General features: G+C 70.8%; 16 protein-coding genes. 8 read left to right on the plus strand and 8 right to left on the minus strand.

Features of this window, described 5'->3' with window-relative positions:
- The 4 genes from VHS75_RS12490 to sdhC all read right to left on the minus strand — a co-directional run.
- Positions 1-194, minus strand: a 194-nt coding sequence (locus VHS75_RS12490) for a hypothetical protein (RefSeq protein ID WP_329638948.1), incomplete at its 3' end; no start/stop codon positions are given.
- A 7-nt stretch (positions 195-201) separates the two neighbouring features.
- Positions 202-1,989: a succinate dehydrogenase flavoprotein subunit gene (gene sdhA, locus VHS75_RS12495; RefSeq protein ID WP_329638949.1), complete on the minus strand. Its 1,788-nt coding sequence runs from the start codon at positions 1,987-1,989 to the stop codon at positions 202-204.
- Positions 1,990-1,997: 8 nt separating this feature from the next.
- Positions 1,998-2,384, minus strand: a complete 387-nt coding sequence (sdhD, locus tag VHS75_RS12500) for a succinate dehydrogenase, hydrophobic membrane anchor protein (protein WP_329638950.1) — start codon at positions 2,382-2,384, stop codon at positions 1,998-2,000.
- Positions 2,384-2,815, minus strand: a complete 432-nt coding sequence (sdhC, locus tag VHS75_RS12505) for a succinate dehydrogenase, cytochrome b556 subunit (RefSeq protein ID WP_329638951.1) — start codon at positions 2,813-2,815, stop codon at positions 2,384-2,386. Before sdhC ends, sdhD begins: the two co-directional genes overlap by 1 nt.
- A 255-nt stretch (positions 2,816-3,070) precedes the next feature.
- Between sdhC and VHS75_RS12510 the strand changes: the two genes are divergently transcribed.
- Positions 3,071-3,958, plus strand: coding sequence for a LysR substrate-binding domain-containing protein (locus VHS75_RS12510; RefSeq protein ID WP_329638952.1), 888 nt, complete (start codon positions 3,071-3,073; stop codon positions 3,956-3,958).
- Between the two features lie 64 nt (positions 3,959-4,022).
- Here the strand turns inward: VHS75_RS12510 and VHS75_RS12515 are convergent, their stop codons facing one another.
- From VHS75_RS12515 to zapE, 3 genes are all read right to left on the minus strand, one after another.
- The gene (locus VHS75_RS12515) at positions 4,023-4,484 is read right to left on the minus strand and encodes a cupin domain-containing protein (RefSeq protein WP_329638953.1); all 462 of its coding nucleotides are present in this window, start codon (positions 4,482-4,484) and stop codon (positions 4,023-4,025) included.
- A gap of 54 nt (positions 4,485-4,538) precedes the next feature.
- Positions 4,539-5,798 (minus strand): hypothetical protein, encoded by a 1,260-nt coding sequence (locus tag VHS75_RS12520; RefSeq protein WP_329638954.1) that lies wholly within the window; start codon positions 5,796-5,798, stop codon positions 4,539-4,541.
- A gap of 275 nt (positions 5,799-6,073) precedes the next feature.
- Positions 6,074-7,216: a cell division protein ZapE gene (gene zapE / locus VHS75_RS12525; RefSeq protein ID WP_329638955.1), complete on the minus strand. Its 1,143-nt coding sequence runs from the start codon at positions 7,214-7,216 to the stop codon at positions 6,074-6,076.
- Positions 7,217-7,315: 99 nt separating this feature from the next.
- On the opposite strand from zapE, the gene VHS75_RS12530 reads away from it, so the two are divergent.
- The gene (locus VHS75_RS12530) at positions 7,316-7,603 is read left to right on the plus strand and encodes a hypothetical protein (RefSeq protein ID WP_329638956.1); all 288 of its coding nucleotides are present in this window, start codon (positions 7,316-7,318) and stop codon (positions 7,601-7,603) included.
- A gap of 41 nt (positions 7,604-7,644) precedes the next feature.
- Here VHS75_RS12530 and VHS75_RS12535 read toward each other — a convergent pair whose 3' ends face one another.
- Positions 7,645-9,141: a CoA-acylating methylmalonate-semialdehyde dehydrogenase gene (locus VHS75_RS12535; RefSeq protein WP_329638957.1), complete on the minus strand. Its 1,497-nt coding sequence runs from the start codon at positions 9,139-9,141 to the stop codon at positions 7,645-7,647.
- A 102-nt stretch (positions 9,142-9,243) separates the two neighbouring features.
- Between VHS75_RS12535 and VHS75_RS12540 the strand changes: the two genes are divergently transcribed.
- From VHS75_RS12540 to addA, 6 genes are all read left to right on the plus strand, one after another.
- Positions 9,244-9,417, plus strand: coding sequence for a hypothetical protein (locus VHS75_RS12540; protein ID WP_329638958.1), 174 nt, complete (start codon positions 9,244-9,246; stop codon positions 9,415-9,417).
- A gap of 98 nt (positions 9,418-9,515) precedes the next feature.
- A complete protein-coding gene (tsaE, locus tag VHS75_RS12545) occupies positions 9,516-9,989 on the plus strand; it encodes a tRNA (adenosine(37)-N6)-threonylcarbamoyltransferase complex ATPase subunit type 1 TsaE (RefSeq protein ID WP_329638959.1) in 474 nt (157 codons plus the stop codon).
- Entirely contained in the window at positions 9,979-11,070 is a 1,092-nt protein-coding gene (gene amgK, locus VHS75_RS12550; RefSeq protein WP_329638960.1) for an N-acetylmuramate/N-acetylglucosamine kinase AmgK, read from the plus strand. The genes tsaE and amgK overlap by 11 nt, the downstream gene beginning before the upstream one ends.
- A 23-nt stretch (positions 11,071-11,093) precedes the next feature.
- Positions 11,094-11,807: a nucleotidyltransferase family protein gene (locus VHS75_RS12555; RefSeq protein ID WP_329639004.1), complete on the plus strand. Its 714-nt coding sequence runs from the start codon at positions 11,094-11,096 to the stop codon at positions 11,805-11,807.
- A complete protein-coding gene (gene addB / locus VHS75_RS12560; protein ID WP_329638961.1) occupies positions 11,804-14,767 on the plus strand; it encodes a double-strand break repair protein AddB in 2,964 nt (987 codons plus the stop codon). The genes VHS75_RS12555 and addB overlap by 4 nt, the downstream gene beginning before the upstream one ends.
- Positions 14,764-18,249, plus strand: coding sequence for a double-strand break repair helicase AddA (gene addA, locus VHS75_RS12565; protein ID WP_329638962.1), 3,486 nt, complete (start codon positions 14,764-14,766; stop codon positions 18,247-18,249). The genes addB and addA overlap by 4 nt, the downstream gene beginning before the upstream one ends.
- Positions 18,250-18,268: the final 19 nt, after the last annotated feature.

Raw genomic sequence — 18,268 nt, forward strand, 5'->3', positions numbered from 1 at the left:
CTGAAGAAGCCGTCCCAAGCGCCGATATCGAGCACGCGCTTGCCGGCCACGCCCTGCCTGAACACCACCTCGGCCTCCGCGGCCAGCACCGCGGCCGGCTTTTCGCCCGCCGTCGCCTCGCCGCCCGGCAGGCTCAGCGAGTGGAACCAGCCGATGGCCGGGGGTGTCTCCAGACCTGGCTGGGCGGTGTCCACGATCGCCTCAGTACACCCGCGCCTTGGGCGGGATCGGGGCGATGTCGTTGGTCATGGTGTAGTCGTGGACCGGCCGGTAATCGATCTTCACCTTGCCGGTGGCGTCGTCGAACCAGGTGAGCGTGTGCTTCATCCAGGTCTTGTCGTTGCGGGCGGCGAAGTCCTCGCGGGCGTGGGCCCCGCGGCTTTCCTGACGATTGTTGGCGCCGACCACAGTGACGACGGCCTGACCGATCAGGTTGTCAAGCTCAAGGGTCTCCATCAGGTCGGTGTTCCAGATCATCCCGCGGTCGGTGACGGCCAGGTCCTTGCGCTTCTTCTGCACGGCCTCCAGGCGCTTGACGCCGGAGACCAGGCTGGAGCCGGTGCGGAACACCGCGGCGTCTTCCTGCATGGCCTGCTGCATCTCCAGCCGCAGCGCCGCCGTCGAGGTCTTGCCGTGGGCGTTGCGGAAGCGGTCGAAGCGGGCCAGGTGCCCGTCGGTCATCGCGGGCTTCAGCTCGACCTGGGTCGCGCCAGCCTTGATGGTGTCGGCGCAGCGCAGCGCCGCGGAGCGTCCGAACACCACCAGATCGATCAGCGAGTTGGAGCCCAGGCGGTTGGCGCCGTGCACCGAGACGCAGGCCGCCTCGCCCACCGCCATCAGGCCCGGCACCACCTGGTCGGGGTTCCGGCCGGCCTTGGTGACCACCTCAGAATAGAAGTTCGTCGGCACGCCGCCCATGTTGTAGTGCACCGTCGGGAGCACCGGGATCGGCTCCTTGGTGACATCGACGCCGGCGAAGATGCGGGCGCTTTCCGAGATGCCGGGCAGACGCTCGTGCAGCACCTTGGGGTCCAGGTGGTCCAGGTGCAGGTTGATGTGGTCCTTCTTCGGACCGACGCCGCGGCCTTCGCGGATCTCGATGGTCATGGCGCGGGAGACCATGTCGCGGGGCGCCAGGTCCTTCACGGTCGGCGCATAGCGCTCCATGAACCGCTCGCCCTCGGAGTTGGTCAGATAGCCGCCCTCGCCGCGCGCGCCCTCGGTAATCAGGCAGCCGGAGCCGTAGATGCCGGTGGGGTGGAACTGCACGAACTCCATGTCCTGCAGCGGCAGGCCGGCGCGCAGCGTCATGCCGCCGCCGTCGCCGGTGCAGGTGTGGGCCGAGGTGCAGGAGAAGTAGGCGCGGCCATAACCGCCGGTCGCCAGGATCACCTGCTGGGCCTGGAAGCGGTGCATTGTGCCGTCGTCCAGCTTCCACGCCGTGACGCCGCGGCAGACGCCTTCGTCCATGATCAGGTCGAGGGCGAAGAACTCGATGAAGAACTCGGTCTTCTTGGCCAGCGCCTGGCCGTACATGGTGTGCAGCATGGCGTGGCCCGTGCGGTCGGCCGCCGCGCAGGTGCGCTGGATCGGCGCCTCGCCGAAGTTGCGGGTCATGCCGCCGAACGCGCGCTGGTAGATCTTGCCCTCGGACGTCCGCGAGAACGGCACGCCCCAGTGCTCCAGCTCGTAGACCGCGGCCGGCGCGTTCCTGACCAGATATTCGATGGCGTCCTGGTCGCCCAGCCAGTCCGACCCCTTGACGGTGTCGTACATGTGCCAGCGCCAGTCATCCTCGCCCATGTTGCCCAGGCTGGCGGAAATGCCGCCCTGCGCCGCGACGGTGTGCGAGCGGGTCGGGAAGACCTTGGAGATGCAGGCCGTCTTCAGCCCCGCCGCCGCGCAGCCCAGCGCTGCGCGCAGGCCGGACCCGCCGGCGCCCACGACGACGACGTCATACTTGTGATCGATGAAATTATAGGTCGCCATGGCTGATCTCAGGCGCCTCCCAGCGCGACCTTGAGGATCGAGAAGATCGCCAGCGCGCCGGCCAGGCCGCAGACGAACAGGTTCAGGAGCAGGAGCGCGCTCTTGGTCAGGGCCTTGTGGATGTAGTCCTCGACCACCACCCGCATGCCGGACTGCATGTGCCAGAAGCTGATGGCCAGGGTGAGCACCAGGAGCGTCGCGTTCAGCGGGTCCTGCACCCAGTGGACGGCGAAGCCATAGTCGCCGGCGGCCAGGCGCAGGACGCCGTAGACCGCCCAGATCACCAGCGGGACCAGCGCGATGGAGCTGACCCGTTCCGCGACCCAATGGCTGGCGCCGTGCTTGGCGGAGCCCAGGCCGCGGGCCCGGCCCAGCGGTGTGCGATAGCTGACCATCAGAGCGCTCCCGTCATGCCGGCGATGCCCCAGATCGCCAGGCTGGCGGCCGCGGCGAAGGCGAAGACCACGACGGCCGAGGCGTTGGCCGACTTCACGTCCAACCCATGTCCGGTGTCCCAGACCAGGTGCCGGATGCCGTTGGCGAGGTGGTAGAAAATGCAGACCGTCAGCCCGAACATCACCACCTTGCCGGGGACCGAGCCCAGCAGGCCCTTGAAGCCGGCATAGGCGTCCGGCCCTTCGGCCAGGCTGATCGCCCAGGCGGCCGCGATCAGGGCGCCGACATAGAGCGCCACGCCGGTCGCCCGATGCAGGATCGAGGTCCACATGGTGATGTGCCAGCGCCAGAGCAGCGGCGAGCCGAGGCCCCCGGTGACCAGGTGCGGCGAGACCGGCCGCTCACGCGGCGTGTTGGAGGCTTCTGTCATGTGCGTGACCCGCTCTCATCCCGTCCCAAGGCGCCTCCGCTTTTAAGCGCCGCGCGAGGGGTGTCAACGAAGCCCGCGCACCGCGTGGCCAACCTGTCGGCCGCCGTTCTGACAAGTCGCGGGAGCCCGCGTTCGACCAGACGCCTATTCATTGGGCCAAGCCTTGAACTTATTTCGCGAGGGACGAAGCATCCAGGATTGTCGCTGGCGTCGCAATGCGTCTTTCCTGTAGTTTCCCTTCGCGAAAGGCGAAGGATGCGCTTCGATCTGACAGACCTGCGGCTGTTCTGCGATGTGGCCGACGCCGGCTCGATCACCGCCGGGGCGGAGCGCAGCGCCTTGGCCTTGGCCGCCGCCTCGACGCGGATCCGCGGCATGGAGCAGGCGCTGGGCGCGGCCCTGCTGATCCGCTCGCGCCAGGGCGTCACGCCGACCGAGGCGGGGCGCACCTTGCTGAAGCACGCCCGCGCCATGCTGGCCCAGAGCGCGCAGCTTCGAGAAGACCTCAGCGCCTTCGCCGGCGGCTTCTCAGGCGAGGTGCGCCTGCTGGCCAACACCAACGCGCTCACCGAATTCCTGCCCGAGGCGCTCTCCGCCTTCCTCGCCGCCCACCCGCAGGTCAGCGTCGACCTGGAGGAGCGGCTGTCGGATGAGATCGTCGGCCTGGTGGCGGAGGGCTCCGCCGACGTGGGCATCGTGGCCGGCACGGTCGATGTGGGCGCGCTCGCCACCTATCCGTTCCGCTCCGACCGCTTCGTGGTGGTGACGCCGGCCGGACACCAGTTGGACGGCCAGGCGAGCGTGCGGTTCGCCCAGGTGCTGGACTACGACCTCGTGGGCCTGGACCGGGCCGCCTCGCTGCAGCGGTTCCTCGCCGGCAAGGCGGCGCGAGAGGGCCGGCCGCTGCGGCTGCGGGTGCAGCTGCGCAGCTTCGACGCGGTCTGCCGGATGGTGGAGGCCGGCGTGGGTGTGGGCGTCGTGCCGGCGACCACCGCGGCCCGGGCGGTCAAGACCATGTCGCTCGGCGTCGTCGAGCTCAGCGACGACTGGGCGGTGCGCGAACTGACCATCGTGGTGCGCGCCGATGCGGAGCTGCGCCCCTACGCCCGGGCGCTGGTGGAGAGTTTGCGGGCGCCGGCGTAGGGCCTGGACATTCACACCCACTCATCCCGGTGAAGGCCGGGATGAGCGGAATCAAATTTGGATCCTAACCCCCGGAATACGCCGAACCGTCCTTGTGGGTGAACCGGCCGTCGGCGTTGAGGCTCATCATGTCGATGTCGGAGCAGGTGGTGAGGTCGGCGGGCGCGCGCGAGCCGACCTCAAGATAGACCGCGGTCTCGCCTGACCTGTTGATCATGTGATGGCCGTTACCGGAACCCTTGGCGAAGGCGGCGCAATCGCCGGCGCGCAGCAGCGTCTCGCCGTCATCCTCGATCAGCGTCAGTTCGCCTTCGAGCACATAGACGAACTCGTCTTCGTGGCTATGCCAGTGGCGTTGGCTCGACCAATTGCCCGGCGGCAGGCGCATGAGGTTGACCCCAAAATCCGTAAGGCCGCCGGCATTGCCCAGCCGCTGCCGTATGCGTTCGGCGCAGGGCGCGTCGAAGGGCGGCGGGTAGCCCGTGCCCTTGCGTTCCGGCACGACGGCGACGTCGATCTTGGGCATGGCGGTCCTCCCGGCGAAAGGCCACCGAGCTTATGCGCGGCCAGCGGGGAGGGTCTAGGCGGCGAGACGCCGGCGCTGGGCCGACCGCGACATGGCGGCGACGAAGGCGGAGAACAGCTTCTCCATGGCCGGCTTCTTGTACGGATAGACCTCGGGCGGATCCATGGCGTGGACGATCATCGCCACGTCGGCTTCGAAGACCACCAGACGGCCGTCCTGGGTCTCGGCGCAGTCGATGCCGAAATAGTCGAGACCGAAGGCTTGGGTCAGGGCCTCGAACGCCAGGGCGTGGCGCTGGGCGAAGCCCGCGTCGAAGGTGGCCATCATCTCGGCCTCGGCGGCGCGGTTGGCCGGGTCCGCCATGTCGGCGTTCAGGTAGTGCACCATCCAGCGGGCGGAAACCGCCATGTGGGCGACAAAGGGCTTACCATCGACGAACACCACCCGCAGCTTGCGATAGAGGCCGTCGGCGCCGGCGTAGTCGAAGAACGAAGCGATGAAGAAGGCCTCGGCGGCATGGCCGTCGACATAGGCGGCCAGCTCGGCGGCGTCGCCGACCTTCTCCAGCCCCTTGCCGGCGTGGGAGCCGATGGGACGCACGATGATCGGATAGCGCAGGTCGCCATGCAGGGCCTCAAGCGCCAGTTCGCCCGCGGCGACGGCGGCCAGGGCGGCGCGGTCGACCCGCCGGGTCGGCGGGCAGATGACCTGGGGATGGCCCTCGAAACGATCGGCGACGCCGTCGCGGCTGAGGGCGGCGATCCGGTCGGGATGGCCGTTCACCACCGGCCGCGGCCAGGCGTCGAAGGCGCCGCGCAACCTGGCGAGCGCCGCCGAGCCGTCATCAGCCTGACCAATCGCCAGGAAGGCGACGTCGTGCTCCGGAACCCGGTCCGGGGCCGGCAGGTCGCCGTCGACGTAGTAGAGGGTCAGCTCCGCGTTCGAGCCTTCCAGCAGGAAGTCGATCGGGGTGTTGGTCATGAAGTCGCCGGGCGCCATGAAGGCCAGGATCTTCGGGCCCTGCCCCGTGCCGTGGGTGGTGCGATAGACGCGGCATTGCTCAATGGCGGAGGCCTGCAGTTCAAGGGCCTTCTCGCGGTCGCCGCGCATCTGCACGAGGGTCGCCAGGTCCATGAGCGCGCCGGAGTCGTGCGGATCGGCGAGGAAGCGTTTGGCGAGCGGGTCCCAGACCTCAGCCAGGCGAACGCCTTCGAAGATGGTGCGGCCCAGGAAGGCCAGCCCCAGGCTCTTCGCGAGCCTGACGGGCGGCGGCGTCACTGACCCGGCCATCATGGCGGGCACATCCTCGAACATGGGAAATCCTGTAGCGACGCAAGCGGGGAACGGCGGAACTGGCCCATTCTGGGCTCGCGACACTGCAGGGACGGCCGCCCGATCACAGGACCCCTGCGCGCTTATCGGATCGTTAATGGCCGGCCTGAATGGCGCGAAAAGCCGGCAACCCGGGCGTTTTCTTCCACAACCATGGCTGGCGCATCGCATGGGCGCTGGCCTGGGGGCGCTCTATAAGAAATGCATAATATCGTCTGGCGAGGCGAGCTCCGCCGCGATTCTGGGTTGAGTCGGCGTCAGGCCGCTGGCGCGATGTCGGCCAGCCAGTCCGCCGAACGCATCTCTTCCAGGCGGGACGCCGTGCGTTCGAACTCGAAGGCGCCGTCGCCGGCCGGATAGAGCTGGGCCGGCTGGGCCTCGGCCAAGACGATCAGCTTGGCGTGGGCCTCATAAAGCGCGTCGATCAGGATCACGAAGCGCCGCGCCTCCTCCCGCCGCGCGGCCGTCAGCTTCGGCACGTCCTCCAGGAAGACCGTGTGGAAGTGGTCGGCCAGGGCCACGTAGTCGTTGGGGCCGAGCGCCACCGAGCAGAGGCTGGCGAAGCTCGCCCGGACCTGCCCGCCCAGGGCATGGGGAAGCATGATCTTGCGGCCCAGGACCTCAAGGGTCGCGCCGGTCTCCTCCTCGCCATCCAGCATATCGCGCCAGAGGGTGGCGAAGGATCGCTGGTTGTCCGGATCGTTTGGCGAGAACCAGGTCCCCGCCGCGCGCAGGCGGTCCAGGCGATAGTCATGGCCGCCGGCGACGCTGACCACCTCCAGCCGCCGTTTCAGCAGGGCGATGAATGGTAGGAACAGCTGGCGGTTGATACCGTCCTTGTAGAGCCCGTCCGGCGCGCGGTTGGAGGTGGCGACCAGGGTGACGCCGCGGGCGAACAGGGCCTCGAACAGGCGGCCCAGGATCATCGCGTCGGCGATGTCGGTGACCTGGAACTCGTCGAAGCAGATCAGCCGTGCGGCCTCGGCCACCCGGTCGGCGACGGGGACGATCGGGTCGTCGCCCTTATGCTGGCCGAAGCGGGCCTTGCGCGCTGCGGCGTCGCCGGTGCGCCACTCGCCGATGGCCCGGTGGATCTCGCCCATGAAGACGTGGAAGTGGGTGCGCCGCTTCTTGGGCGTCGGGGCCACCTCGAAGAAGAGGTCCATCAGCATCGACTTGCCGCGCCCGACCGGCCCCCAGAGGTAGACGCCGCGCTCGGCCTCAATCCTGTGGAACGGGGGCTTGCGGAACAGGCCCTTCAGGCCGCCGTTCGTGGGCGCTTCGGCGAGATCGGCCTCCAGGCGGACCAGGGCCGCCAATCCCGCCGCCTGCGCCGGGTCGGCCCGGATTTCGCCCGCGGCGATCCGGGCGTCGTAGGCGGCTTGCAGGGCGGAGGCCATAGCCCCGCCTAGCGGGCGGTGAAGCTCCGCGCAAGGAATGGGCGAAAGGAACAGGCGTCAGCGCCGCGGGTTGATCCAACTCACACAAGGAGACGTCCCGTGGCCGACGAAGACCGCACCTTCGAAACCTCTGAGATCGAGGCGAACCCTGGACGCGAACAGGGCCTGGGCGTGGGCCAGCGCGAACTCGACGCGCAGCGCGACCCCGATCAGCTGCCGCAGACGCCGCTCGAACTCGACAACTACGACGAGGACCTGCGCAGCGAGCCGGGCGACGAGGCCGCGGTCCTGAACGCCAACCACGCCAACCGCGGCGCCAAGCCGGACCGCGCGTCGGGCCCCAAGACCCGCACGGCGACCAAGGACCAGATCAGCCGCCGGACCTGACGGCTGGATTCCGGCCTGCGCCGGGATGAGTCGCTACGCGCTCACTTCATCGTCGGGATGACGAAGGCGCTATCTTCGGTTGCGCCTTCCGGCCAGCGGGCGGTGATGGTCTTCACCTTGGTGTAGAACTTCACGCCTTCCATGCCGTGCTGGTTGGTGTCGCCGAAGGCCGAACGCTTCCAGCCGCCGAAGGTGTGGTAGGCGACCGGCACCGGGATCGGCACATTGATGCCGACCATGCCCACCTGCACCTGGCTGGCGAACTCGCGCGCGGCGCGGCCGTTGCGGGTGAAGATGGCCACGCCGTTGCCGTACTGATGGTTGGAGGGGAGCGCCACGGCCTCCTCGAAGCTCTCGGCGCGGACCATCTGCAGGACCGGCCCGAAGATCTCGTCCTGATAGGTGCGCATGCCGGGCTTCACGTGGTCGAACATCGAGGGGCCGATGAAGAAGCCGTTCTCGTAGCCCTGCAGGGAGAAGTCGCGGCCATCGACGATGAGCTCGGCGCCTTCCTCGACCCCCAGCTGGATGTAGTCGGAGATGCGCCTGCGGTGCACCTCTGAAACCACCGGGCCGTACTGGGCCGAAGCGTCGGTGGAGATGCCCACCTTCAGGGTCTCGATCTCAGCCAGCATCTTCTCGCGGAAAGCCTCCGCGGTCTTGGCGCCCACCGGCACCACCACCGGCAGCGCCATGCAGCGCTCGCCGGCCGAGCCGAAGGCCGCCCCGGTGATGTCCTTCACCGCCTGGTCGAGGTCGGCGTCGGGCATGACGATGCCGTGGTTCTTGGCCCCGCCCATGGCCTGGACCCGTTTCCCGTTGGCCGTGCCGTGGCTGTAGACGTACTGGGCGATGTCGGACGAGCCCACGAAGCTGACGGCCTTGACGTCCGGATGCTGCAGGATGGCGTCCACCGCGACCTTGTCGCCATGCACCACGTTCAGCACGCCCTTGGGCGCGCCGGCCTCCATCATCAGCTCGGCCAGGCGGACGGGGACCGACGGGTCCTTCTCCGAGGGCTTCAGGATGAAGGCGTTGCCGACCGCGATGGAGATGCCAAACATCCACATCGGGATCATCGCCGGGAAGTTGAACGGGGTGATGCCCGCGCAGACGCCCAACGGCTGGCGCATGGAATAGACGTCGATGCCGGGGCCTGCGCCCTCGGTGTATTCGCCCTTCAGCGCATGCGGGATGCCGCAGGCGAACTCGATCACCTCCAGGCCGCGCTGGATGTCGCCCTTCGAGTCGGCGATGACCTTGCCGTGCTCCGACGAGAGCAGCTCGGCCAGTTCGTCCATGTTCGCCTCGATCAGCCGCTTGAAATCGAACATCACCCGCGCGCGGCGCTGCGGATTGACCAGCGCCCAGTGCTGTTGCGCCCTCAGCGCCGAGGCGACGGCGAGGTCCATCTCGCCGACGCTGGCCAGGGCCACGCGGGCCTGCACCTCGCCGGTGTTCGGGTTGAACACCTGGCCGTACTGATGGGAGGTCCCGGCGACCGGAGCGCCGTCGATGAAGTGGGTGATGTCACGCATGGCGGGGGATTTAGACCCTGAACGCCGGGACGGAAACCCCGCCTCACGATCGTTTAAGAGGTTGGCCTTAGCGTCAGGCAGTCTGAAGCGCCGGAACCGCCGTTGCAAGTCGCCGCCATCCCCACCGGACCGACCTACTACCAGCCGGTCTCGGCTGTGCCGCCGGTCATGCCGGTGAAGGGTCCGGCGCAGGAGACCGACGCGGACGGCAATGCCCAGAAGCTCCGTTCCACCCCGCCCGCCGGCGTCGGGACCTTGCTGGACATCACGGCCTAGACACGCCGGCTGGGCGCTTGCCCATCGCCCCCGCGCCAGCGCATCCTCCGTCTCATGACGGTCGCTTCCGACGCCCAGACCCTGAAGGCCTATGCCGAATGCGGCCCGGCCGCCGGCCCGGCCCGGGCGTCCGCGTGATCTTAGGTGACGAGGCGGCCACCGCGCGGCTCGGCGCGGCCATTGCGCGCGTCTTGCGGCCCGGCGAGGCGGTGTGCCTTTCGGGGCCGCTGGGCGCCGGCAAGTCGACCCTGGCGCGGGCCCTGGTGCGGGCGTTGACGACGCCGGACGAAGACGTGCCGTCGCCGACCTTCACCCTGGTGCAATTCTACGAAGGCGCGGGACTCAAGATCGCCCACTTCGACCTCTACCGCCTCACCGATCCGGACGAGGCTTATGAGATCGGGCTGGACGAGGCGTTGGACGACGGGGCCGCGGTGATCGAGTGGCCCGATCGATTGGCGGGGCGGCTTCCGCCGGATCGACTCGATGTAGAGATCGCCATTGAGGGGGCGGGCCGCGCGGCGCGGCTGACGCCTCATGGGGCATGGGAGGGACGGCAGGTTGAACCCTGAGCGGGAGGCGGCGAAGGCGCGGTTCCTCAAGGACTGCGGCCTCAGCGCGGCGCGGCGCGAGCCGCTGGCCGGCGACGCCTCGACGCGCAGCTATGAGCGGCTGCATCCGCCGGGCGGCCGGCCGCTGATCCTGATGGACCAGCCGCCGGTGCTGGAGACCCCGATCTGCCCGCCGGGCGCCAGCGACGCCGAGCGGATGGCGCTCGGCTACAACGCCGCCGCGCGGCTGGCCGCCGGGTCGATCGCCGCCTTCGTCACCACCGCCGACTATCTGCGCGCCCACGGCCTGTCGGCGCCGGTGGTGGAGGCATTCGACGTGGACGACGGCTTCGCGGTGCTGGAGGACCTGGGCGATGGCCTGTTCGCCACATTGATCGCGCACGGGGAGCCGGAGCTTCCGCTCTACGAGGCCGCCGTGGACGTCCAGGTCCAGCTCCATGCCGAGACGCCGCCGGCCATACTGACCGCCCAGGGGGTGAGCTGGCCGCTGCTGACCTATGATCGGCTGGCCCTGAAGGTCGCCACCGACACCTTCCTGGAATGGTGGCCGAAGTTCGCGGGCCTGGCCGCCTTCGGGCCCGACGGGGTCGCTGAATGGGATCGGCTGTGGGCTCCGGTCTGGGTGCGCGGCGAGGCCGGCGCGGGCGTCTTCTGCCACCGCGACTACCATGCCCAGAACCTGCTCTGGCTGCCCAACCGCAAGGGCCCGGCCCGCGTCGGCCTGCTCGACTTCCAGGACGCGCTGAAAGCGCACCCGACCTGGGACCTGCTGCACCTGCTACAGGATGCGCGCCGCGACGTTTCGCCGGAGCTCGAAGCGTCGATGCTGGACCGCTACCTGGCGGCCCGTCCGGAGACCGACCGCGAGAGGTACCTGGCCGACTATCGGGCGCTGGCGGCCTCGAACGCCGCAAGAATCCTCGGCCGCGTCTTCGCGCGGCAGGCGCTGCTCGGCCGCTCGCAGTACAAGGCCTTCATGCCCCGCACCTGGCGCTACCTCGAACGCAATCTGACCGACCCGGCTCTGGCCGACCTGAAGTCGTGGTTCGACCGTCACGTCCCAGCGGAGGCCCGCGCGTGAGCGCGGCGGGGCCGACCACGGCGATGGTGCTGGCCGCGGGCCTCGGCACCCGCATGCGCCCGCTGACCGATGACCGGCCCAAGGCGCTGATCCCGGTGGCCGGCCGCGCCCTGATCGACCGGGTGCTGGACAAGCTGCGCGACGCCGGCGTGACGCGCGCGGTGGTCAATGTCCACCACTTCGCCGAGCAGGTAGAGGCGCACCTGGCCGCCCGCCACGACCTGGAAATCCTGATCTCCGACGAGCGCGCCGGCCTGCTGGATTCCGGCGGCGGCATCCAGCACGCGCGCCGTCTGCTGGGCGAGAACCCGATCTTCGTCGCCAACATCGACTCGCTGTGGCTGGAAAGCGGAACGCCTGCGCTGGAGGCCCTGAAGCAGACTTGGGACCCGGCGCGGATGGACCTGCTGCTGCTGCTGGTCGCCCGCGGCCACGGCATCGGCTTCGAGGGCCCGCAGGGCTTCCTAATGGACGCCGAGGGTCGGCTGACCCACTCGGCCTCACCGGATGTGGTGACGCCCTTCGCCAATGTCGGCTTCGGCATCCTGAAGCCGCAGATCCTCGACGGGCAGACGGACGCCGCCTTCTCGATCGTTCCCATCTGGCATCGGCTGCAGGCTGAAGGACGGCTCTACGGCCTGGCCATGGAGGCCTTCTGGATGCACGTCGGCGACCCGGCCGCGCGCGACGCGACGGAAGCCAGGCTCGGTTCGGGCGTGGAGGCCCGGGTGGGGTGAGCGGGCTCTTCGATGGAGCGGGGCCGCGCTGGTACAATATCCCGGCGCAGCGGCCGTTCGCCGAAGACCTGGCCCAGGGCCTGTTCGATCTGCTGGCGGGCGACGGGCCTGAGGCCCTGGCCGACGCGGTCATCCTGACGCCCACCCGGCGCGGCGCACGGGCGTTGAGCGACGCCTTCCTCCACGCCGCCGGAGGCCGGGCGATCCTGCCGCCGCAGATGCGGCCGCTGGGCGACCTGGAGGCCGGCGAGCCGCCCTTCGAGCCCGGCGACCTGGCGCTGGACCTGCCCGCGGCGATCGACCCCCTGAAGCGGCGCTTCGAGCTGACCCGGCTGGTGGCGGAACTCGCGGCCCTGCTGCCCGGCGGCTTCGCGACGGCCTCGGCCGCCCTGGACCTGGCTGACGCCCTGGGGCGCTTCTTCGATGGCCTGCAGATCGAGGAGGTTGAGGTCGGCGACCGGCTGGCCGGCCTGGTGGACGCCGAACTGGCCGAGCACTGGCAGGTCTCGCGCGGTTTCCTGGAGGCGGCGCTGACCGCCTGGCCGAAGCGGCTGGAGGCGCTGGGCGTCGTCGACGTCAGCGAGCGTCGCGTGCGGCTGCTGCGCCGTCTCGCCGCCGTCTGGACCGCCAACCCGCCGAAGGGCGTGCTGGTGGCCGCGGGCTCGACCGGCACCGCCAAGGCCACCCGCGAACTCTTGATCGCCGTCGCCCAGGCGCCGCGCGGCTGCGTCGTGTTGCCCGGGCTCGACCAGAACCTCGCCGACAAGGCCTGGGCCAAGGTGGACGTCCAGCACCCGCAAGGCGCGCTGCGGCGGCTGCTGGAACAGGCCGGGATCGCCAAGGCTGAGGTCGAGCTCTGGCCCGCCTCGATCAGCGCCGAGTCCGCCGGCCGCTGGCGCCGCCGGATCGTCAATGAGGCCCTGCGGCCTGCGGAAGAGACCGCCGACTGGCTGCAGGTCATCGCGGCGCTCCGAAAGGAAGGCGCCAGGGACGGCGTCGATCCCATCGCCGAGGGTCTGAAAGGGCTGTCCCTGGTCAGCGCGCGGACCGAGGAGGAGGCCGCCACGGCCACGGCGCTGCTGCTGCGCGAGGCGCTGGAGACGCCCGCCCGGACCGCGGCCCTGGTGACCCCCGACCAGGTGCTGGCGCGGCGGGTGACCGCCAAGCTGGCCCGCTGGGGCGTGATCCCCGACAGCTCGGTGGGCGAGAGCCTGGCCGGCTGTCGCTGCGGGGCTTTGGCCGGGCTCGCCGCCCGCGCCGCCGTCGATCCGCTGGATCCGGTGACCCTGCTCGGCCTGCTGAAGCACCCGTTCTCCCGCCTGGGGCCCAGCGAAACGCTGGAACGCCTGGCCCTGCGCGGTCCGCGACCGCGGAGCTGGGACGAACTCAAGGCGCGGCTCGCCGAGGCGCCCGAGGCCCTGCCCCTGGCCGAACGGCTGGAGGCGATCGTCGAGGGCCTCGGCTGGCCGGACGAGCTGGACTCGCCGGCGCAGGCCGCACGGCGCACGGCGGCGGCCATGGAAGCCCTGGCGGCCGGTGGCGAGGACGAACTGTGGGCCGGGCATGGCGGCGAGGCCATGTCGCGCCTGCTGAGCGCCCTGGTGCAGGACGGCGGCGACCTGCCGCAGGTGACCGAGCGCGGCTTCGCCGACCTGCTATCGCGGCTGATGGACGGCGAGACCGTGCGCTCCGGCGGCGCGACCCATCCGCGCCTGCGCATCCTGGGCGCCATCGAGGCCCGGCTGGTGCGCGCCGACCGGCTGGTGGTCGCCGGCCTGGAAGAGGGCGTGTGGCCCGGCGGCGCGGCGCTCGACCCCTTCCTGTCGCGGCCCATGCGCGAGACCCTGGGCCTGCCCTCGCCGGAGCGGCGCATCGGCCTCGCCGCCCACGACTTCGCCCAGGCGGCGTGCGCGCCGGAGGTGATCCTGCTGCACACCGAGCGCCGCGAGGGCGCGCCGTCGGTGAAGTCCCGCTGGCTCTGGCGGCTGGAGACCCTGGCGCGCGGTGCGGGCCTGGCGATCCCGGAGCGGCCCGAGGTCCTGGCCTGGGCCCGCAACGTCGATGCGCCGGACGGCTACAGCCCAGCCAAGCGTCCCGCGCCCCGCCCACCGGTCGCCGACCGCCCCCGCGAGTTGGCGGTAACCCGCATCGAGAGCCTGACCCGCGACCCCTACGCCGTCTGGGCGCGCGACATCCTACGGCTCTACCCGCTGAACCGCCCGGACGAAACCGCCGACGCCCGGGCCCGCGGCACGGCGATCCACGCGGCCTTCGAGCGGTTCGCCGAGGCCTATCCCGCCGACCTGCCACCGGACGCCGCCGCGACCTTCGCGAGCCTCTATCTGGAAGAGCTGGAGAGGGCCGGCCTGCCGCACGAGGCCATGGCGCGCGAGGCGGCTCTGGCCGTGGAGGCGGCCGAATGGGTCGCCGATCTGGAACACGAACGGCGCGATGGCCGCACCATCCATGTGGAGCTGAAAGGCGAGCGGACGATCAGCGCGCCCGCCGGCCCCTTCAAGGTCACCGCCCGCGCCGACCGGATCGAGGCGACCGCCGAGGGCTATGGCCACATCCTCGACTACAAGACCGGCAAGGCGCCGTCGAAGAAGGAAGTCGCCACCGGATTTTCGCCGCAGCTGACGCTGACCGCCGCCATCCTGCAGGCGGGCGGCTTCCCGGAGCTGGGCAGGCTGGAGCCTGGCGACCTGACCTATCTGGAGATCACCGGCCGCAAACCCGCCGGCAAGGTCGAGATCCGCGCGCTGGCCGGCGACGAGAGCGCCGAGGCCGCCGCCAAGGCGCTGGCGGGCCTGGCCGAGCTGGTCGCCCGCTTCGACAGTCCGGGCCAGCCCTACCTGTCGCGCGTGGCCCCGCAGTTCGTGAAGGCCCGCGTCAGCGACTACGACCACCTGGCGCGCGTCTTCGAATGGTCCACCAGCGGCGAGGAGGGCGAAGAATGACGCTCGACCTGCTCGATCCGCAGACCACGCTTGGCGATCCACAACGCATCGCCGCCGATCCCGGCCTGTCGGCCTTCGTCACCGCCAACGCGGGGTCGGGCAAGACCAAGACCCTGATCGACCGGGTGGCGCGGCTGTTGCTGGCCGGCGCCAAGCCGGAGACCATCCTCTGCGTCACCTACACCAAGGCCGCGGCGTCGGAGATGCAGCGGCGGCTGTTCGAGGTGCTGGGCGACTGGTCGGTGGCGCCCGATGCGGACCTGGCCGCCAGGCTCAGCGCGCTTGAGGACCGCCCCTTCGACGCCGCCGAGCTCTCCACGGCCCGCAGCCTGTTCGCCCAGGCGCTGGAGACACCGGGCGGGCTGAAAATCCAGACCATCCACGCCTTCTGCGAAAAGCTGCTGCGGCGCTTCCCGCTGGAGGCCGGCGTTTCGCCGGGCTTCCGGGTAATGGACGATTCCGCCTCGGCTGCCGTGGCGCAGGCCGCGCGGCGCACAGTGGCGGGCCTGGCGTTGGTCAGCGCCGGGGAGGTCGCCGACGCCTATGCCCGGATGTCGGTGGCGCTCGACTTCCAGAGCTTCCAGGCGATGTTCGCCGACTTCGAGGCCCGCCGCGGGGCGCTGGCCGACTTCCTGGGCCGCGAAGGCGGGCTGGAGGGCGCGATCGGCTGGGTGTGGCGGGCGGTGGACGTCACCCGCGGGTCCGACCCCGAAGCGATCGGCGCCGAAGCCATGGCGCAGATGGACCGGAGCCTTTGGCGCGAGGCCGCCGATGTCCTGCGTCTGGGTACGGCGACCGACCAGAAGTACGGCGGCCAGCTCGCCACGGTGGCCGCCGATCCGGGCGCAACCGTCGACCAGGCCCTGGCGATCTTCTTCACCCAGGGCGGCGAGGGCGACGGGGTCAAGTGGATCGGCAAGACCAGCGGCCTGAAGGCGCATGAGGGCCTGCGGCTGAAGCTGCTAGCCGAGCAGGCGCGCCTGGAACTGGCCCGCCAGCGTATCCGCGCGGCGACCATCGCCGTCGACACCAGCCACGTCCTGACGCTCGCCAACGCCTACCTGACCGCCTACCGCCTGGAGAAAGATGCGGCGGGCGCGCTCGACTTCGCGGACCTGATCGAGAAGACCTGCCATTTGTTGCGCGACCGGCCGGCGGCGTCCTGGGTGCTCTACAAGCTCGACGGCGGCATCGACCACATCCTGGTGGACGAGGCGCAGGACACCGCGCCGGACCAGTGGACTATCGTCGATTCGCTGACCGAGGAGTTCTTCTCCGGCGCGGGTGTCCGCGGCGAGACCCGCGCGCGCGACATGTTCGTGGTCGGCGACGAGAAGCAGTCGATCTACTCCTTCCAGGGCGCGCGGCCGGAGCTTCTGCTGCGTAAGTTCGAGTTCCATCGCGACCGGGCGACCGGCGCGGGGTTCCGGTTCGAGCGCGTCGACCTGATGAGCTCCTGGCGCTCGACGCCACAGGTGCTGAGCTTCGTGGACGCGGTGTTCTCGCCGCCGACGCTTGCGGGGGCGATCCAGCCGCGCGAAGAGCCGGAGCCCGTCGTCCACAAGGCCGAGCGCGCCGACCACGCCGGCTGCGTCGACATCTGGCCGCTGGAGGTCGAGGCCAAGGGCGAGGAGCGCGAGGCCTGGGACGCGCCGCTCGACGCCGAGCCGGAGGACGGCGCCAACCGCCGCCTGGCGCGGCGCATCGCCGCCGAGATCAAGGCGCTGATCGCCCGCGGCGAGGCGGTGTTCGACAAGGACGAGAGGGCCTGGCGGCCGGCCCACGCCGGCGACGTGCTGATCCTGGTCCGCCGCCGCCGCGCCCTGTTCGAGGAGATCCTGCGGGCCCTGAAGCATGCGGACATCCCCGTGGCCGGCGCCGACCGGCTGGCGCTCTCCGAGCACATCGTCTTCGACGACCTGACCGCGCTCGCCCGCTTCGCGCTGTTCCCCGGCGACGAGCTGACTCTGGCGGCTCTGCTGAAGAGCCCGTTCTGCGGCCTGGACGACGATGCGCTCTACGCCCTGGCGCATGGCCGCAAGGGCGAGAGCCTGTGGGACCGGCTGCAACGGCGCGCGGATGAGCGGCCCGACTGGGCCGAGGCGCACGCGTTCCTGGCCGACGCCCGGGCCGAGGCCGGCCAGCAGCGGCCCTTCGAATTCTACGCCCGGCGGCTGGGCGCCAGGGGCGCGGACGGCCATTCCATGCGCCAGCGTCTGCTGCGCCGCCTGGGCGCGGAGGCGCAGGACGCGCTGGACGAGTTCCTGAACCAGGTGCTGGCCGCCGAGGCGCGCGGCGTCCACGACCTGGAACGCCTGGCCGCCGAGCTCGCCGGCCTCGACATCACCGTCAAGCGCGAGATGGAGGCCGAGCGGCGTGAGGTCCGCGTGATGACCGCACACGGCGCCAAGGGCCTGGAGGCGCCGATCGTGTTCCTGCCGGAGACCACCCTGACCCAGACCGCCCGCGGCTCACCGCTGATGCGGGCCGGCAATCCCGGCGATGAGGGCTTCCTGTGGTGTTCGTCCGGCGCCCGCGACTGCGAAGCCACCGCCAGGGCGCGCGAGGCCCGCAGCCAACGCGACGAGGCCGAGGCCTATCGGCTGCTCTATGTGGCCCTGACGCGGGCGCGCGACCGGCTGGTGCTCTGCGGCCGACGGTCAGAGCGCACGGACCCGGCCAAGCTGGCCGGCTGGTGGGGCGCGGTGCGCGACGCCCTGGTCCACGCCGACATTGCGCCGGGCGTGCGAACGGTCGCCAGCGAGGGCCTGGAATTCCAGCGCTTCGGGCCGGATCCCCGCGTGCTGGGTCGCGCCGGCGCCGCCAAAGCTGCGAGCACAGCCCTGCCCGCCTGGACCGCCACGGCGCCGCCCGCGGAGGCTTTCGCCCGCTACGCCTCGCCCTCCGATCTGGGCGAAGACGCCCGTGCGCCCGCGCCATCCCCGCTGTCCGCGGTCGGCGGGCTGGGCCGGTTCCGGCGCGGCGACCTGATCCACCGACTGCTGCAGGTGCTGCCAGACCTGGCGCCCGGCGAATGGGCGGCGGGCGCGGAGGCCCTGCTGGCCCGCGAACGCGACCTGACGCCCGCCCAGCGCGGGGAGATGGCCGCCGCGGCCCTCTCCGTCCTGGAAGATCCCCGCTTCGCCGAGGTGTTCGGGCCGGGCAGCCGCTCCGAGGTGGCGATCGCCGGCTCCGCCGCCGGCCTGCCGCCCGGCCTGAAGATCAGCGGCCGCATCGACCGCCTAGTGGCGCTGCCCGGCCAGATATTGGTTGTCGACTTCAAAACCAACCGGCCCTCGCCCGACGCCATCGAGGCGACCGATCCGGCCTACCTGCGCCAGATGGCGATCTACGCCGCCGTGCTGCGCGACGTTTTCCCCGGCAGGACGGTCGAGGCGGCGCTGGTCTGGACCGACGGGCCGAAGCTGATGCCCGTCCCAGAAAACCTGCTGGCGAAAGCGCTTGCCGAGCTTGCCGGTTGAGGTTGATACCAGGGCGACC

It is taken from the genome of Phenylobacterium sp., from assembly GCF_036264965.1.
Lineage (GTDB): Bacteria > Pseudomonadota > Alphaproteobacteria > Caulobacterales > Caulobacteraceae > Phenylobacterium.

Excerpts from the sequence above, each read along its gene's own strand:
- sdhC (WP_329638951.1), bottom strand. The coding sequence starts at position 2,815 with ATGACAGAAGCCTCCAACACGCCGCGTGAGCGGCCGGTCTCGCCGCAC.
- addA (WP_329638962.1), top strand. The coding sequence starts at position 14,764 with ATGACGCTCGACCTGCTCGATCCGCAGACCACGCTTGGCGATCCACAA.
- VHS75_RS12535 (WP_329638957.1), bottom strand. The coding sequence starts at position 9,141 with ATGCGTGACATCACCCACTTCATCGACGGCGCTCCGGTCGCCGGGACC.
- VHS75_RS12520 (WP_329638954.1), bottom strand. The coding sequence starts at position 5,798 with ATGTTCGAGGATGTGCCCGCCATGATGGCCGGGTCAGTGACGCCGCCG.
- sdhD (WP_329638950.1), bottom strand. The coding sequence starts at position 2,384 with ATGGTCAGCTATCGCACACCGCTGGGCCGGGCCCGCGGCCTGGGCTCC.
- sdhA (WP_329638949.1), bottom strand. The coding sequence starts at position 1,989 with ATGGCGACCTATAATTTCATCGATCACAAGTATGACGTCGTCGTCGTG.
- VHS75_RS12510 (WP_329638952.1), top strand. The coding sequence starts at position 3,071 with ATGCGCTTCGATCTGACAGACCTGCGGCTGTTCTGCGATGTGGCCGAC.
- VHS75_RS12555 (WP_329639004.1), top strand. The coding sequence starts at position 11,094 with ATGGTGCTGGCCGCGGGCCTCGGCACCCGCATGCGCCCGCTGACCGAT.
- VHS75_RS12515 (WP_329638953.1), bottom strand. The coding sequence starts at position 4,484 with ATGCCCAAGATCGACGTCGCCGTCGTGCCGGAACGCAAGGGCACGGGC.
- tsaE (WP_329638959.1), top strand. The coding sequence starts at position 9,516 with ATGCGGCCCGGCCGCCGGCCCGGCCCGGGCGTCCGCGTGATCTTAGGT.
- zapE (WP_329638955.1), bottom strand. The coding sequence starts at position 7,216 with ATGGCCTCCGCCCTGCAAGCCGCCTACGACGCCCGGATCGCCGCGGGC.